Origin of the sequence: Microcoleus sp. AT9b-C3, from assembly GCF_036705485.1 — a bacterium.
Classification (GTDB): domain Bacteria; phylum Cyanobacteriota; class Cyanobacteriia; order Cyanobacteriales; family Microcoleaceae; genus Microcoleus.
Window position 1 is genome coordinate 1 of sequence record NZ_JAUBUR010000067.1, and the last position, 15926, is coordinate 15926.

At 48.5% G+C, this 15926-nt stretch carries 21 protein-coding genes; 8 read left to right on the forward strand and 13 right to left on the reverse strand.

Annotated features, from left to right (window positions below; all coding sequences use genetic code 11):
• Positions 1 to 231: 231 nt before the first annotated feature.
• Complete coding sequence (locus QUB77_RS30280) at positions 232 to 978, reverse strand: hypothetical protein (protein ID WP_333180737.1); 747 nt, start codon at positions 976 to 978, stop codon at positions 232 to 234.
• A 267-nt stretch (positions 979 to 1245) separates the two neighbouring features.
• On the opposite strand from QUB77_RS30280, the gene QUB77_RS30285 reads away from it, so the two are divergent.
• From QUB77_RS30285 to QUB77_RS30295, 3 genes are read left to right on the forward strand one after another with little or no spacing between them, the layout of a single operon-like run.
• Positions 1246 to 1584 carry a hypothetical protein gene (locus QUB77_RS30285; RefSeq protein ID WP_333180736.1) on the forward strand — a complete coding sequence of 113 codons (339 nt, stop codon included), beginning with the start codon at positions 1246 to 1248 and terminating at the stop codon, positions 1582 to 1584.
• Between the two features lie 56 nt (positions 1585 to 1640).
• Positions 1641 to 2249: a hypothetical protein gene (locus QUB77_RS30290; protein WP_333180735.1), complete on the forward strand. Its 609-nt coding sequence runs from the start codon at positions 1641 to 1643 to the stop codon at positions 2247 to 2249.
• Positions 2239 to 2556, forward strand: coding sequence for a hypothetical protein (locus QUB77_RS30295; RefSeq protein ID WP_333180734.1), 318 nt, complete (start codon positions 2239 to 2241; stop codon positions 2554 to 2556). The genes QUB77_RS30290 and QUB77_RS30295 overlap by 11 nt, the downstream gene beginning before the upstream one ends.
• A gap of 239 nt (positions 2557 to 2795) precedes the next feature.
• Here QUB77_RS30295 and QUB77_RS30300 read toward each other — a convergent pair whose 3' ends face one another.
• The 11 genes from QUB77_RS30300 to QUB77_RS30350 all read right to left on the reverse strand — a co-directional run bounded on the left by QUB77_RS30300 (position 2796) and on the right by QUB77_RS30350 (position 9275).
• Positions 2796 to 3086, reverse strand: a complete 291-nt coding sequence (locus QUB77_RS30300; RefSeq protein WP_333180733.1) for a hypothetical protein — start codon at positions 3084 to 3086, stop codon at positions 2796 to 2798.
• Between the two features lie 103 nt (positions 3087 to 3189).
• Complete coding sequence (locus QUB77_RS30305; protein ID WP_333180732.1) at positions 3190 to 3642, reverse strand: hypothetical protein; 453 nt, start codon at positions 3640 to 3642, stop codon at positions 3190 to 3192.
• Complete coding sequence (locus tag QUB77_RS30310; RefSeq protein ID WP_333180731.1) at positions 3642 to 3908, reverse strand: hypothetical protein; 267 nt, start codon at positions 3906 to 3908, stop codon at positions 3642 to 3644. The genes QUB77_RS30305 and QUB77_RS30310 overlap by 1 nt, the downstream gene beginning before the upstream one ends.
• A gap of 4 nt (positions 3909 to 3912) precedes the next feature.
• Positions 3913 to 4494 (reverse strand): GIY-YIG nuclease family protein, encoded by a 582-nt coding sequence (locus tag QUB77_RS30315; protein ID WP_333180730.1) that lies wholly within the window; start codon positions 4492 to 4494, stop codon positions 3913 to 3915.
• Positions 4495 to 4535: 41 nt separating this feature from the next.
• On the reverse strand, positions 4536 to 6185 hold the full coding sequence (locus tag QUB77_RS30320) for a type IV secretory system conjugative DNA transfer family protein (RefSeq protein WP_333180729.1): 1650 nt from the start codon (positions 6183 to 6185) through the stop codon (positions 4536 to 4538).
• Positions 6172 to 6639, reverse strand: coding sequence for a hypothetical protein (locus QUB77_RS30325; protein WP_333180728.1), 468 nt, complete (start codon positions 6637 to 6639; stop codon positions 6172 to 6174). Before QUB77_RS30325 ends, QUB77_RS30320 begins: the two co-directional genes overlap by 14 nt.
• 36 nt (positions 6640 to 6675) lie before the next feature.
• Positions 6676 to 7344 (reverse strand): hypothetical protein, encoded by a 669-nt coding sequence (locus QUB77_RS30330; protein WP_333180727.1) that lies wholly within the window; start codon positions 7342 to 7344, stop codon positions 6676 to 6678.
• Positions 7345 to 7421: 77 nt separating this feature from the next.
• Positions 7422 to 7886 carry a hypothetical protein gene (locus QUB77_RS30335; RefSeq protein ID WP_333180726.1) on the reverse strand — a complete coding sequence of 155 codons (465 nt, stop codon included), beginning with the start codon at positions 7884 to 7886 and terminating at the stop codon, positions 7422 to 7424.
• A complete protein-coding gene (locus QUB77_RS30340) occupies positions 7870 to 8058 on the reverse strand; it encodes a hypothetical protein (protein ID WP_333180725.1) in 189 nt (62 codons plus the stop codon). Before QUB77_RS30340 ends, QUB77_RS30335 begins: the two co-directional genes overlap by 17 nt.
• Positions 8059 to 8060: 2 nt before the next feature.
• Positions 8061 to 8291 carry a hypothetical protein gene (locus QUB77_RS30345; protein ID WP_333180724.1) on the reverse strand — a complete coding sequence of 77 codons (231 nt, stop codon included), beginning with the start codon at positions 8289 to 8291 and terminating at the stop codon, positions 8061 to 8063.
• Between the two features lie 6 nt (positions 8292 to 8297).
• Positions 8298 to 9275: a ParM/StbA family protein gene (locus tag QUB77_RS30350; protein WP_333180723.1), complete on the reverse strand. Its 978-nt coding sequence runs from the start codon at positions 9273 to 9275 to the stop codon at positions 8298 to 8300.
• A gap of 237 nt (positions 9276 to 9512) precedes the next feature.
• Here QUB77_RS30350 and QUB77_RS30355 point away from each other — a divergent pair, with 237 nt between their 5' ends.
• The 5 genes from QUB77_RS30355 (at position 9513) to QUB77_RS30375 (ending at position 14478) form a co-directional block, all read left to right on the forward strand.
• Positions 9513 to 9770 (forward strand): ribbon-helix-helix domain-containing protein, encoded by a 258-nt coding sequence (locus QUB77_RS30355; RefSeq protein ID WP_333180722.1) that lies wholly within the window; start codon positions 9513 to 9515, stop codon positions 9768 to 9770.
• Position 9771: 1 nt separating this feature from the next.
• The gene (locus QUB77_RS30360; RefSeq protein WP_333180721.1) at positions 9772 to 10110 is read left to right on the forward strand and encodes a hypothetical protein; all 339 of its coding nucleotides are present in this window, start codon (positions 9772 to 9774) and stop codon (positions 10108 to 10110) included.
• 372 nt (positions 10111 to 10482) lie between these two features.
• Positions 10483 to 10695: a hypothetical protein gene (locus tag QUB77_RS30365; RefSeq protein WP_333180720.1), complete on the forward strand. Its 213-nt coding sequence runs from the start codon at positions 10483 to 10485 to the stop codon at positions 10693 to 10695.
• Positions 10696 to 11020: 325 nt separating this feature from the next.
• Entirely contained in the window at positions 11021 to 13966 is a 2946-nt protein-coding gene (locus QUB77_RS30370; RefSeq protein WP_333180740.1) for a phage/plasmid primase, P4 family, read from the forward strand.
• A gap of 200 nt (positions 13967 to 14166) precedes the next feature.
• Complete coding sequence (locus QUB77_RS30375) at positions 14167 to 14478, forward strand: hypothetical protein (protein WP_333296214.1); 312 nt, start codon at positions 14167 to 14169, stop codon at positions 14476 to 14478.
• A gap of 521 nt (positions 14479 to 14999) precedes the next feature.
• Here QUB77_RS30375 and QUB77_RS30380 read toward each other — a convergent pair.
• Positions 15000 to 15926: tyrosine-type recombinase/integrase (locus QUB77_RS30380; RefSeq protein WP_333323698.1), on the reverse strand; the 927-nt coding region annotated here is incomplete at its 5' end.

Genomic DNA, 15926 nt, shown 5'->3' on the forward strand with positions numbered 1-15926 from the left:
TAGGCGCGGCGGGTATTTTCTGATCGCTTGTCAGCTAAAAGTTGTTTGAGCACGTCGGGGTCGGTATCTAACGGATCGAAGTACCTCTCAATTTTGGCATCGAGGGAAGCATTGAGGGTGACGATCGAGGTTTCAATTTTATTCATTTTACGGTCTTGATAATGAATGTTTACGCGAACACTAACCCAAAAAGGGGCCCCATCCAGACAAAAGCAGATGGGGCTGCGGTATCTAGGCGGCGAACTTCAGCATCTTGAGCATGGCTGAGGCTGTCGCTTGATTTTCACTTTCGAGGACGATCGCCGGAATTGTTTCGCCGGCCCGTGGGTTCAACCGCCGTGCCAGAACTGCGGCGTGATATTGAAAGTGGCCGCTGATAACTTTGTACCCGCTGTTATCTCGCACCAGCACCGGGGGAATGATGAAGCCGCCGATCGCCAAGCTCAACTCCCCAGCGACCTCTAAATCAAATTGATCGAAATTGCTTGCCGGGATATCAGAAGTAATACGTTTTACTGCGACCAGGGACGGCAGGAGTTTCTTGGGTGCGATCGGCTGAACTTTAACTTGGCGATTGATGTTCAAAATTGGCAGCACTCGCCCGCGTCCGTTATCCCCTCGGTGTGGGGGTTCATCATCGGGGCCGGCGGCGACTGTTGCGGTTGCTGCGGGTGTCGGTGCTGCGACTGCTGCGACTGTTGCGGGTGTTGCTTGGGCGATCAAAGTTTGTTCGGTTGTGTCGGGTTGGGCGATCGGCGCTTCAGTTTCTGCGGCGAGTTTTTCGGCTTCTGCTGCGGCCAGTGCTTCGTAGCAAGATATTGTGGCTTCCCAGTGGCCGCGTTTTACGTCGGAGGCTGTTTGGCTGACTTGGCAGCAGTAGCGGTTGCCGTCGATGTGTCGGGCAAACGGGCATTCGGCACAGGTGAAAGATGCGGGTGCGGGGGTGTCGATCGTTGTGGCAGTCTGTGTTACGTTCATGGTTATGTCCTGTTAGGGGCTAGCCACCGCCTATGGCCTGAGAAACTTTGGGCGGTGGTTTGTTTTGTTTGGGCAAGCTTGTCTTACCTCTATGTCTTACATTATGGCAGTTTTGTTAGACAGGTGTCAAGCGGTTGTATGACTAATTTGTTAGACATAAGCAGGATGTATGACAAGTAGATGTCTAACACATTTTGCTTATATGTCATACAAACTGTAGAAAGTGTTATACGATAGTGTCATACACGTAAGACCGAGGTAAAACAAATGGCATCAACATCACTAACTTTTCGCTGTCCCGATGAAGTGCTAGCAGCGATCGACGCGATAGGACAAGAGCGCCACCCCAGCGATGCAACAAAGCACGGGTGCGATCGAAGCAAGACTTTAATGGATATTGTGCGGGCCGGCATCGAGGCGCTGTCTAACGGCGCGGTTGTCTTACCCGCACCCACAGAAACCAGACAGCAGCCGTCTGAAGTAAGACAAAACTTGTCAGACAGCTTGCTAGAAAAACGTATTACAGCGATAGTTGACAGTAAGACACAGCCTCTCTTGAATGCGATCGAACAACTGAAAGCCGAGCTGGGGGAGTTCGCGGCCTGAGTGCATCGCCCGCAGACTCACTCAGGCCGCAGGAATTGCAGGAAGTGCGATCGCAGATGGAGAATGAATCGCTCAAGCAAGAGCTGGCAAAATTGCAGGAAAGCCACGCTACACAGGGTTCGATCATTGCAGACGGGAGAGAGCGTGAGTGGAAATTAGAAAGCGAGATACAGCAGCTAGAATCTAAAATCCAAAATCTAGAATCTCAGATTGCCGATCGAGATGCAGAATTTGCAGCAGTGGCAGCCGATCGAGAAGATCTTGCCCAATTCAAAAAAGAGGCTAAGGAAGCTGCGGCAGAGGTTCACCGCGAGGGAAGGGCGTTGGAAGTTCTAAAGGCACGCTGGCAGCAAGAATTGAGCGACGCGAGGGCTGAACTCGCCGATGCCAAAGCAACTATCCTCAAGCAAAATGACAAAATTCGGGAATTGGAGCGGGGATTCAGTCTGAAGCCTAATCCCAAAGAGTCAGCCTTGAGGTTAGAGATAGGCAACTTGCAAGCTGAGCTAGAAACTTACAAACAACAGCAGCCAGCCACTACCAGCGAACTACCAGAGCCAGCCGACTTGCTCAACCAGTTAAAGGGGCGGCGTAAGAAATCTAAGGCAGAGTTAGCAGATGTTGCGGAAATTTTAGAAATCTTGGGAGGTAGCGATGATGAATAAACAATTTGAGCAATGGATGGATGGAGAGAAAGCAAAACTCGCTGCATGCCTGCGGGGGCGCATCCCGCCTGATGAGAATATCCCGGATATGCCGGGAATAAGCGATGCCGACAGTTTGTGCGAACAGTTCTACGACTCCATCGGGCAGCCGATAAATGTATGGGTTGATGGTTTCCCCAAAGACGGCATCGACTGGTCAGCCCTAGAGAAAGAACTCAAAGCTTTTGCCGATGAATGCTGGCAAGAATGGATGGAGCGCAAAAAGGCTGAGGATAGAGCAGAAGCAATCAGGGCGGGGCGCTTATGAATGTGCGATCGCCCAAACAAAACCCCGACACGATGCCGGGGAGTTCAAGTCGGGGTAATTCGTAATTGGTAATTGGTAAGGGTGCTATTCATACCTAATGCCCATCTCCGAATTATAGCGGCTCTGAGTGTTGGGGGCGCTCGGTAAAATAGGTTTGTCGTTACAACGCAGCGGCGACACATCCCAAAAAAGAAGCCCCTGGTGTTGTTCCAGGGGCTTCTCGTTTGGTTAAGCTAAAATCACCGATTTTCAGGAGGGATTGCTTTAATATCCCTCTCCCACGCGACTACATTGATAAGTATTCTGTTGCCATTAAAACTGTAATGAGTGCCAAGTTTAGCCCGATGTTTTGAAGGATTCAGCCGCGCTTGATGAACTATTTTTCTAAGCGTCCATTCAGACTGACCTAGCGCGATCGCCGCTATTTTAATTGGTTGGTTTTCTTGTACAAGCCCGTAGGTTTGCATAATAGCTTCCAGAGCAGCAACACGTTTTTTTAACTGTTCGAGTTCTTGGCTATCTGAATTCATAGGTTTTGGGTTTTGATTATCAGTCATCAGTTATTAGTCAGTTATCAGCGCTACGATATCAAGTTACCTTCAACAACGTAGCGCTCGTTTATGTTGGCAATGTTCAGAGATCGATATTCAGTGCGGCTATCTGTTCATGGGTTAGCCGCTGAATCTGCTGCGGGGGTTGCCAGCGCTGACCAAAGTTTTGCCGAAGTTTAGGAAGGGCGATCGGACTGGGGAAGAGTTTGGGGGCCGCAACCCAAACCCCAATACCGGATTCCTGATTGTTGTAGTAAGTCTCGAACTGTTGGCGCGATACTTTTGCCAGTTTGCCTTGCTCCGATGCCCGCCACAGTCGATCGAGCGGTAGTCTCTCACGCTTCAAAACCCGGACAATTCCTAGCAGTTCAGCAACTGGCATCGTGGCGTAAATTGCAATATTATCGCCCGGTTTTAGAGAGGCTCCAAAATTGCCCTTACGGAGTTCGATCGTCTTTGGATTGTGGGAGAGAAAGAAGGCTCTTGCCCAGCGCGGGTGTACCGATATGAGGAAGGTGCGGGAAGATTTAATCATCAATTTGTACCGTCCGGCTCTTTTTCATCGGGATTATACACCCCATCAAAATCACAGTAGCTGCACCCGCCACCATCACACCGAGGGCATACAGATAGTGGGGGATATTCAGCCTCAAAACGCTCGACAGCATCCTCTACTTGCCTACTTAAATCTATGGCTTCGGAGTAGGTTTCGATCGTCATTGCTGCGATAATTTCCTGTGCTTCCTGCGAGAATCCGGCGGGGATGAGCGAGATAATTTGCTGGTTAAGATTTGGGTTCATTTGGTTACTCTCCCATCAATTCTTTGTATTGAGCATAAGCCTCTGTCCATGCCTTCGATCCGCCCTTCTTGCACTCCCACAAACTTTGAATAATTTCTGTTTGGTTAAGTTTTGCGTCGTTTTTGAGTTTTTCAATCAAATCTTTGGCTACCTGTCGCGAAAGATTTGATGCAGTAAAACAAGTTATTTCTATTTCTCTTTCCGCAGCTTCAACACACTTTGGTAAATCATCTAATTCTTCGTCTTTTTGTTGAGGCAGTAAAAATGCTGTCTCATCAATCTGGACTAACCGCATTAGGGTTATACATTCTTTAATGTCATCAAGTTGCAACGTAAACCATTCTCCTATCTTGCGAAATTGTTTAAAGGCTAAGTGTAAATCTTTTTCAGCTTTATTGATGTCCTCCACGAAAGCGTGGTAAACGTATCTAATTTTGATTGGGCATCCTGTTTGTAGTTGGGCAATTCTAGACTCTACAGATGTAGACGTTTTGCCAATCTTGAATTTGCCTGTGCCGACAGCGCTAATGAGGTAAACGTATCCAGGTTGGGGTGACTGTATTACGCGAAATGCCGTATTGTTCATTGCTTTATGCCTATTTTTAGTTTATTGTAACAACATCAACTTTACTCATTACTAAGAAACTTTTGAATTTCTGGTAATGCTGCAATTGAACCGTTGTCGTAATTCGCAATTAACCATCGCAGCAGAGTTTGCCCATGTTGGGAGTAGCTACGAGTTTTATGGTCATTGCCTCCGTAGCACTTGAGAATATTTTTGATGATATTCCGCACAGATTCTCCACTTTCAGCAGCAACAGACACAGACTCAAAAAGCTGCTCAGGAGTGACGTTCGGGTAGAATTCGTGGCAGCGCCGAACAGTCCAAACAAAGCCAGACACGTTGTCTTGTGAGACAGACAGCGATTCGCCATCTCTCAGACTAGCGTTTTTGTCTTTACCGTCTGCCAGACTGTCTTGTGAGGTTTTCTGCCCTAAATCGAACTCCATCCCCCACGCTCGCTCTAAATATTCAGAATTGGGAATCGGTTGTATCGGGAAACTACAATCTTGATTGTGGACAGAAGTGAAAAGGTTTTTTTGTTGCCTAGGCTTTTGCTCTAACCTGACAAACATTCTATCATTTAAAGGTTGACCAGGTAATTTTACTAAAGCTTCAAATCTGGGAGTAGCACGTCCTGTTTTAGGGTCTTGATTACCTAGTATTTCAATTTCTAGTAGTGCTTCATCTCTGAGCTTAGAAAAGCCTTTAGCATTAGCCAATCCCGCCAAGGTGCGCGTGTGGCTGATAATAATTGCCAGCATTTCTACTTTGCGGATATCGGTTACTATTTCTTCAAAGAAGGCAGCAGAGTTTTCGCATTTACTTCCCCAATGAGTGAATTCGTCGCACACAAAAGTAAGTGGTTGGAATGTAGGATTAGGCTCGTTTTGCACACGTTCATAGCGTTGTTTAATCTCGGATGTGAACCATGCCAGTTTTGCATCAATGGCTTCGTAATTCATACCCCCGCCAATTACTTCACAACCTTGCCAAGCACCGTAAGCAGCGTGTGGATCTAAAACTATTACTTTGTGTCCTGCTGCTAATCTTTTTTGTACTTCCTCTTCAGAAAAAAAAGTTTTACCAGAACCAGGGGCGCCATAAACTAGCACCGAGGGATACCAAGTAAGCTGGGGAATTTGGGGCCCGGTTGTTCGATCGGGTTCGATCGCCGATGTTGTTGTTGCCTCTACTTTATCCGAGGGGTTCGCAACGCTGGCGAGCGTCGTTGTACCTGTGAGCATCGCTTGCTGTTCATGCGGATTGATACCAAGTGATTCGCAGTAGGCAGTTTCCAGTTCATCTTCAAAGGCTTGTTCCTCGGCCTGAGCAAGCTTTTTGTAGCGCATCTGAGTGCCGGCCATTTGGTAAGCAGCTTCGGCAGCATGATTGAATTCCAAAGCTTGCTTTTTATAAGCCTTGATTCGTTGCCTCATGGGCTCTAGCTCCCCTTCTTTGCGGGCTAGGAGCATCATCGCTATGCTTGCCCCGGTAGCCAGTAGGGCAAGAGTAATCTTGATGCCGCCGTAACCACGCTCTAAGCCTTTAAATTCTGCCTTTGGCGGTACTAGCCATGCAGGATTAGACTCTATGCGGTTGCCTATTCTGTACTCAATCCGATCGTTGAATTGGAGGGCAGTCGCACCCACAAACCCTGTGATGCTGATAGCCAGCAGTCCTGACACAATTGCCTGATTCTTATTTTCCAGCATTGCTCAACTTGCTCCAAATTTGAACAGCAACAAAACAGGCAGTAACCACGGTCAAGACAAGGCTAAAAATCAGTAGCTGACTATTAGCAACAATCCACGCTGTCCAAGCATCCCAATTACCGGAGAGCAGAGCCGTGCCGATCGCCATTAGGATAAGGTGCGATCGAACTTTAGAGGGGCCGTCAACGCTCAAACTGTAAATGCCCACTCCGAGAGATATCACGGGAAAAAAGATTACAGCAGCAGGAATCATCGCCGGAATCGCCCGCACAACAAGCGATGCAGACAAGCCAGCACCGAAGTAACTGCCAAATTCCCCCCAGTTCCCGGTCAGGTTCCAGAATCTTTCGATACCACTAATCTCGTCAGTTTTCTGTTGTTGCTGTTCGGTTTGCTGGGGAGTCCCTAAGCCTAAATAGTCATATTCAGAAGCGTCAAATTCACCTTGATACATACAAAAAAGCGGGCCGGTGTGACCCGCTGCGAGTGTTTACTGTTTGCCTGAGAAGAAGTCAAAGAGGCCGCCTAAAAAGCCTTTGCCACCGCCACCGGCGATCGGACTGCTACCGCCGGAATTGCCACCTACTGCGGGGATTGGATCGAAGTCTTTGGCGTTTATGTAGTTCGTGAAGTTTGCCCGGTTTTGTTGTTGCGCGATGGCTCTCTGGGGTGATGCTTGGATAGCCTTAAGGGATTGAGAAAAGCTGCTTTCTTGAATCTGTCCTTTTGCCTGATGGTTGGCTTTTATCAATAGCAGCCGTTGCCGGAAATCAGCGTTTTGTAAGGTTTGCGTGGATGCCCCCTTGACCTTTATCAACCCTAATTCGTGTTGCAACTGCTGCTGCAAATTGATGATATTTTGGTCATAGTTGGCACTCGCAGCAATCGCTTTATTTACATATTTGTCGATCTGCAATGTGTCCGTGAGGCCGTTCTCGATCGCTTCTAGAGTCAGCCTTTCAACCTCTACCGTATTGGCTCGAATCTTTGTGTGGTGGCGATTGTAGGCTGTTCGGAGCTGCTTCTGTAGATCCAGAATCTTTGCTTCTCTGGCGGCTTCGTGAACCATCTCCGGTGTCAGTGGGCCGGACTCGTAGTTAAACGATTTTCTTACCTTTGCAGCGCCGGGTGTTTGCGCTACTCTGAAATTTTGGATCATCTGATAAAATTCTCCTTAGACGGTGTTAGCTAAAATCCCCCAGCGTGAGCTAGGGGATGGTTTGTGAGGCCGGCGGGTTACTTTTGCAGAGCGTCCCGTCGGTTTTGCATTTGGTTCAGTCTGGCTGTCAGTCGATCGCCCGCCGGATGTCCGATATCTGGCAAGCATTCACCGCGCCGCCAACTGTCTCCCAGTTCGATCGCACTTCCTAAGTCGAGGCCGAGCGCTACATACTGGCACTCAGGGAAGTCCATTTCGGAATCTGGCTCGGTCTGGGCTTGATACTGATAGCCGATCGCAAAGTTGTCTACAGCTTGGCGCTGTTCGGGCGTCAGCGAGCCGTCGTCATTCAAGTCTTCAAACATATCGAGATAGGAAGCCAGTCGCCAGCGAGAATTGTCGCCGTACTTGGGAATCCGATCAATGTGGCGCTTGATGTAATCGGGTTCGATCATCGGCACTATGGATACGTCGTCGTCATCATCGGTATCCCAGAAATCAGAGAGGTCGATCGGGGTTAGGTCATCATCGGTCATCATCATTCGCTTCCTCAGATGGGTTAGTTTGCTGGTGGTCAACTTCTGGCAAGGTTTGGAGGTAAGTCAACACTGCCTCCCGCTGTTCTGGCGCGGCGTTGTTAAGCACCTCAAGAAAAATCGCAGGGTTTGTCCAAATGTGCTTAAAAACAATCTCCGAAGCGGTCGGGTTTGTCATGCTCAAAACTCCATCGGGGTAAAGGTTTCGGCTGCTGTCGGTTCCGGCGATGCCGTCGCAGGGGCGATCGGGCCGGGGCAATTGGCAATCTCCCACGTGTTGAGAAGGTGCTTGCCGTAGCGACTCAGCAATACACTGATGAGGCTGGAATAGTCGGGGACTCCGGTAGTTTCCAAAAGCTCATCAGCTAGGGGCAAGAATTTCTGGGGCATGACGGCGCGTGTTTGGGCCATTGGGTTTTACTCCTTAGAAAGTCCGTAGAGGTTGAAAAATTGGGGTTTGGGGGCAACCTTAAAGCGACCTTTGGAAGCTTCACACATGGGCTGCAAGAGGCTGGCAGAGCCGCCGATAATGACCAATTCACCAAGCGAGGGAAGGTACTTTGCCCAGTTCGCTTTGAGTTTGGCGCGGATGTCGGCAGTCCAGGCGTCACGCACCGCCACAAATTCCCGTGAGAAGTCGATGTCGGTGCTCCCATAAACCAGATGCCCACTTGCGATCGCATCCATCAACATTCCAGCATCAGCCGTACTACCCAGTCGGGGAAGGATGGCTGCTGCTAGTCTCTGAGCAACGTAAGACGTTCCCGGTAAGACAATATCGGCATCCCGTAGAAGTCCACCACCGGGTGCAAACAGTCGGGCGATCGCAGTTCCACCACCAATATCTAAAATACCGTTGGGGTTCTGCGGGTAACGCCACATTGATCGACCTAGTGCCAAATCGTATGCACCGCGGCATTCATCAACAGCCACCACTTGTCTGACAGTTGTAAGACAGTCGTGGCCGTTGATGCTGAATTCGATCGTCGTTTCGAGTTCCTTCAGTTTGGCGATCGTCTGCTGATTGCGAGAATCCGGCGTGGGAATTACCAGCCGTTCGATCCGCTGCGGGGAATCGGAAACCAGCGCGGGCAAAATCAGCAGATGAGCTAAATCAGCCTTGCCAGCCTCGAAAGCCGGAGCGCCACCCATCATCTGAGCTAGGCGGCCGACTAAGTAGCGCTTGCCATTGAATCCGATTTCATAGCTTTGGGCATCGGTGCCGGCTTCTTCCCAATCTTCCAAGGGCTTTACATAGGAGGGGATTGAGTGCAGTTGACCCTGGTTAATCCATTTGGTGAAACGGTTTCCGGGGTCTACGGCTAACACCGACCGCACGGCGGCGCGATGTGGCTGGATTGAGGCAAGCGTGGTTTGTCTGTATTCAGTTTGCATGGTTCGGTTTTCCCTTATGGGGTAAGAGTTCTAGGCGCTTTGAGAGTCAGCTTTGGGCAACCTCGCGGGGATGTACAGGCTGGCTGTTTTACGCCGGAGGCTGGCTTCTTTGCGTCTATGGGTGTTATGGTAGCAGATAGCTTCCGAAGCTGTCAAATAACTTATGAAGCTTTCTGAATTTTGGTTGGGGTGATAGCTTCTGAGGTTTACTGAAGATATCTAATATCTTCGGAGCTTATGGGAGTTACTAAAAAAGCGAAAATTACATTTACTTGTGAGCCAAATCTTAAAGACGGTCTAGAGGAATGGGCGAGATCAGAAAGTCGCACCTTGTCAAACCTCATAGAAATGCTTATTCGGCAGGCTTATGAAACTCACCAAGAATCCTCTAGCTCTACTAAGTACGCCGATCGCCCCGACGGCCCGCATCCCACAGAAAACCAACCCGCATCGGCAACAAAACCAGCAAGCAGGACAAAGGAGGCAAAGAATTAAAATGAACAGTTCCGACAGACTAGACCGAATAGAAGCAATCCTCGCAGCCACAGCAGTGCAGCAGCAGGCAAACACCGAGGCGATCGGACGGTTGGAGATTCAGACCCAAGCAAACACAATCGCCATTGACCGACTGACAGATCGGCTTGACCGACTGACACAACGCTTTGAGGGTTTAACGTCAGCAATCGGGAGCCATCAAGAAGCGCTGAGGCTAATTTCCCAACAAAACAACGAATGGCGCGAGCAAATGCGAATTATTCAGACAGAAATTCGTGACATCTGGCAGTATCTCAACAACCAGCTACGCAACCGGGGCAACGGCGGTGGGCAAAACTGAAGCGGAAGCCTAGGAAAACTTAAAAATATTCAAGGAAATCCTTGAGAATCCTTGGAAGTCCTTGGAAAGCTTTGCTAGAAATTTGTAAGAAATCCTTATTTCTTATGCCTTGATGTCCTACCAGCAGTAGTGAAAATCTATTGTTGGTAGCAGTAATTTTGCTACCTCGGATAGTGAAAGTAGGGTGGAAAATTGCTCGCAGGCAGTCGCAGTCGGTCACGCGCCGATAATTCCTTAAAACCATCCTGTGATTTTGCGCTCCGAGAGTGAACCTTCGATCGCTCTTAGGATTGAGGAAATCACAAATTCAGGAAATCTCGTCAAAAAGTTGGCACAAAATGGTCGTCCTGTTGTATATTCGACAGTATCTTAATGTTAGTTCGTGCTGTGGATGGAAAAATGAAAAAAGATAAATATCCGAGATGGTCAGTAACGATGTATGTAACTGAGGCTGAATATCAGCTAATCCTCAGCAAAGCGGAACTACTTGATACGTCAATTTCCCGATTTTCAAAACAAGCAGTACAAACCTACATTAAGCACTTAGAAAAGCATCTCAAAGATACTGAATCTGTTGCAGCGTAGGGCTTGCAGCCATTGTTTCCACTCTCATTAAGATAAAAAAATCGCTGCACCTTTAGAGAGGCACAGCAAACAAAAATAAATTAGTAATTTCAATAATAACTTACTTGTCAATCCCTAGTTGACAGCAAGTAGCAAACACAAATCTGTTTTCTAAGCCTCTCTCTATATATGGTGTAGCGGGTCAACCTACTAGGAATTTCCCCGCTATGGATACCGTTTTACCGTTTTTCGAGTATTTCCCAATTCTACCACAATCTCCCCTAACTACGCAAGCAAACCGGAGATTTTGTGCAGCTAGCTTTGTAGCGGTTGGGGGGTTGGTGTAATGTATACCACGCAATCATCCTCTCAGAATTTATCCAAAACTCCTCAAACTTACTCAGGCTTCCTCTGCACTAAACATCAAGCCGACATCCAAGCGCGTGGACTTCTTAACGACTGGGCAAGGGCTGCTTGCCGTACTGTGACAAAGGAAGAGGCTAGTTTTCTCCTTGGATATGAGGCAAAGTCAGGAGGAATCTGGATAAGCGGTCAAACTCTGCAAGGTCAACTTCGCCCCGATAAACCTTGGAAAAGTGACAAAGACCCGGCAAGCAAGAAGGCCCCAAAATATCGGACGCCGCTAACTGACCACGGCTGCGATGCGATCGTACCAAGCCATCCCACAGATAAAAATTACTGGGAGCCGGAAAACCTAAAACAAGTTTGTTACCAGATCAATGGGCATCCTTGCTTAGTGCTTACCGAGGGGCCGTTCCAAACACTCGCCGGATGCAGCAACAATTTACCAACGATCGGACTCACGGGAGTCGAGAACGGCTTGACCGGGAAAAATGATGACGTGCAGGGCAAGCGCTACTTAATCCCCACTCTTGAGAAAAATGCTCGCGCTGGGTTTGGATTTATTTTTGCCTTTGATGCGGATGCAGCCGTAAACCCAAATGTGGCTTGGGCACAGCGAAAATTAGGTCATCAACTTTTGAAATTTAATATCCCCGTGTACGTCGCTACAGGAAACTGGGAGATGGGAAGCGATGGGGAAACAAAAGGTATGGATGACTTGATCCAGAAAAAAGGGATAGAAGCTTTCAGGAAAGCACTTTCCAAATCAAACAATTTTAAGGACTGGGAATCGGAGACTTTTGACGGCGAGGGGGCTAACTCAAAACTTCCTAGCTCCGATGCAATGGCCCGCCAGATTGCAGAAGATTATCGGGATAAATTGGCTTTCAACAACGAGGTGCTGTGCTGGTATCGGTACGAAGCCGAATCACCGGGCATCTGGGCTCCGGAGACTGATGAGTATGTCGAGTCGATCGTCTATCAAATCATTAAATCCAAAGGGCTGATTAATCTCCCCCCTTCATACGTCGGGGCAACGTTGCGATTCTTGCGGCATGAATTAATAGAGAGAAAGTGGAAGGCGAAAGCTGGCTTACTCCCGTTTCAGAATGGAGCCCTAGAAATTGCCACAGGTAAACTACACCCGCACTCACCCGGTTATAAATTTACTTGGAGCTTACCGCGTCCGCATTCCATTGTTGATGCTGAGTGGGGCAAAATCCGAGAATGGCTAGACTTTGCCACGCACAATAATAGTCACGTCAAAAATTTGCTGCTAGCATTTGCGGCCGCTACTCTCAAAGGCCGTGCAGATATCCAAAAATTCCTCCATCTCATCGGCATCGGTGGCAGTGGCAAAGGTACATTTTTCCATCTCTTAATGGCACTAATTGGTATCGAAAATTGCCACACTACCACCCTAGAAGACTGGTGTACCAATCGTTTTGAAGTCGCACAGGCTTACAGCAAACGGCTGGTAGTTTTTCCCGATGAGGACAAAGGTGTACGATCGCTCGGAAAATTTAAGCAGCTAACCGGTGGCGATTGGTTGCGAGCTGAGGAAAAAGGTAAAAAGCCGTTTAAGTTCAAGTTCGAGGGCATGGTTGTAGTTGCCTCAAATTTCCCTATTTTTGGCGCGGATAATTCTAGCGGTATGTCACGTCGCACAATCGCCGTCCCTTTTGATGCGATGGTGGCCCGCAATGCTCGCCGAAGTCTTATTGATGAATTCACCCCAGAGTTGGCGGCATTTACAAATTATCTACTTTCTCTGGATGACGCTTGGGTAGAAAATACTTTGCGTGGTGTGATGGAGATACCCGAAATCGGGGCCCAGTTCTGGGAAAGCAAAATTAGAGAGGATAGTATCGCCGGATTCCTAAACGACAAGTTAATTCTCGATCCACTTGCCCAAGTCGCAATCGGTGATTCCCCTAATGCCCAAGATTCTCTCTACCAGGCTTATTACCAATATTGCTCCGATCAGGGACACAGACCGCAGGCAGTGAAAAATTTCAGCCCTAACCTGATCGAGTGTGCGAGTGCAATTTTAGGCTGGCAGGTCGAAAAGGTTCATACAAAAGTCGGAAAGATAATCAAAGGACTCCGGCTGAGAACTGAGGGTGACAGGCATATCGCGACATACGACTACGAGCTCCGATCGCGCTGTGAAAAACCCGGTGACGGATTCGGTGACGGATTGGTGACGGATACGGTGACGGGTCAGAACCCAGAGCTAGAGCCGATTACAGCTCCGGTGACGGATTCTGCTTATAGTCGGGTGGAAAAAAATATTGAGGTAGATCGAAGGAGATGTGAAGAAATTACCAGCACTGGAGTATCAATCGATCAGTCACCAGATGCCAAACCTTTATCTGTAAAGACTCCTGACCCGTCACCGCAGCCGTCACCGCAGCCATCACCCAATCCGTCACCATCCAGCACGGTAAAGTTAGGCGATCGGGTAAAAATTACGGAAGAGTATCCCGGTCTAGAAACTTTGATAGGTGTCAAGGCGACTGTGGTGGATGACTTGGGCAAGGGAGATTTTGAGATTAAGTTTGATGCCGAGGTTGAGATACTTGGTGGCAAACCCAAAAAATCTCTAGTTATCTCCGATGACTACCTTCTCAGAGTTCCTCCGGTCGCAGCTCCCACAAATTCTCCGAAAAAGTTTCAGCTAGGCGATCGGGTGAAAATTATTCAAGGATTGCACAGGGACAGAGAAGGCACGTTGAAGGATTTCGGCTCCAATGCCACGGAGACGGAATATCAAATTACTCTCGATAAGCCATCCCACGGTCAGACCGAGGTTGTCATCACTGTCGCGCACTCCGAAAAATTTCCTGTTCTGATGCCAGCGCCAGTACCCAAAACTAAAACTGATTTACCGAGTCAGCCTGAGATTGATTTATCAATTCCTTTCTAAAACCTGCAACCTCTGGCGGGTAACTTTAAAGTTTCTGCGATCGCACTTTTGCCCTGTGCCACTCAGCAATCACGGCAACTCTATCGGGATATCGTTAATTTCTCTAAAGCCTTATCCCGTCTAGCTTTTAGCGCGTTTTTGTGGTACAATGGGAGGGGGAATTAAGCGAATTGTAAGCCAAAAATAAGGGAAATATAAATATGGAATTTTTGAGTTTTCGGGGCCAGCAACTTGAAGCGACAGTCATCAGCGCCGGCGGCCAGGATTTTGTAATTGCTGCGGTGGGCGATCGACTCGACAGCACGGCCGCAAGAATTCACTCGCAGCAAAAGATCGATATTGTGCCCGGGCTCGAAGTGAGGGAATTAGCTACCGGGACGAGGTATAAGGTGCTTTCTCGACCCGAAGGGCACATGAGGCACGTGCGGATCAAGGATGAGACCCGGAACTTGACCCCGATCGCAGTGACTGAGGATGTGCTTCGACAAAACTATCGGTTTGTGTCGGCGTAAGTTTCCCGGAGTTCTCGTGAATTAAGGTGAATTTTGGTGAGCTTTCGTGAGTTTTGGTGAGCTTTTGTTGTCAGGAAATGTCAAAAATGTCAGTTTTTGTCACAAAATTTTTAGTAAACGTAAGTAAACGTAAGTAATTTCGCAGGGTTATAGCTTCGATATATTTGGATATATTTTTGATATATTCTTATAATTTTTTATAACTTCTTATGCGAGCGCTACAGTATTAGGGAGGTTTTGATTGCCGACTTAATACACTGTTTGGGCGATCGGCGGGTGTCGAAGAGTGTAAAAAGTGTATTTAATCGGGGCCCAACGCGGAGAAATTTACAATTAAAAACAATTAAAACCTCGACTTAATGGACGTTTGCCGCCGATCGCCCACACAAAACAGTCCATTAAGTCACTTTCAAAATAATTGCTAAAATTACGCCAATCCCAGTGACAGCAAGGGTTCCGTCGCGGTAAAATTCTTACGCTTCAGTGTAAGTATTGGCAAGTATTGGCAAGGGTGCGATCGCCTAAAACATCCCGTCAAGTAACTCAGTAACGTCCTGCTGGTCGCGGCCGCGGTTGTCGTCATAAATCATCAGCGTGTTCAAATTCTTATGGCGGCTGAGTTTTTGGACTTTCCGCACATTCCCGTCTGTCGCGTCCAGGGCTGCCGTAATTGCCGAGTGTCGGATGCGGTGCGGACTCATCTGCTTTTTGATACCAGCTTTCTCGCTGTGCCGGACAACAATCTTGCGGATACCGTCACCGGTGAGCCGATGCCCTGAGTTAGCAAAGTCGAGAGCGGTAAACAGTGGAGTCTCTGGTGAGGAATTGCCACCGCGAGCGTCAAGCCAATCGGCGATCGCCTGCACAGTCGCCGCCCCCAAGTCCACCATTTCTGAATGAGTGCCGCGTCCCTTGCCGAAAATCCGCAAAGTCCTACTTGCCGGGTCAAAATCTCGAACGTTCAACTGACTAATCTCATTGCGTCGCAGCGCGTTACCCCACAGCAGTCTAAGCAGAGCATAATCTCGCTTGCCCGCCAGAGTTGTCCGATCGCACTGCTGCAAGATTCGCTCAAAAGTTGAAGCGTCAACTCCCGTCGTGTCTCGGTAGCTGGTAACTTTTTCCCCTTTGATGTCCCCTAGCGTATAGTGACAAGCGCCGAGCTTGCGGCCCATTTCCACCAACGACTTAACAGCCGCCAGCCGTCGGTTAACAGTGGCCTCCTTAAGTCCTTTGTCGATGAGCTTAGCTTTGTACTTCAAAACCACCGACACAGCTTGACGTTCCTCAAGGTGCAGGAATTCCAAAACGTTGTCAGGCACGGCAGATATCCCCGTCATAGTCACCAGAAAATCATTCACGTCCCTCTCATAGGCGCGGCGGGTATTTTCTGATCGCTTGTCAGCTAAAAGTTGTTTGAGCACGTCGGGGTCGGTATCTAACGGATC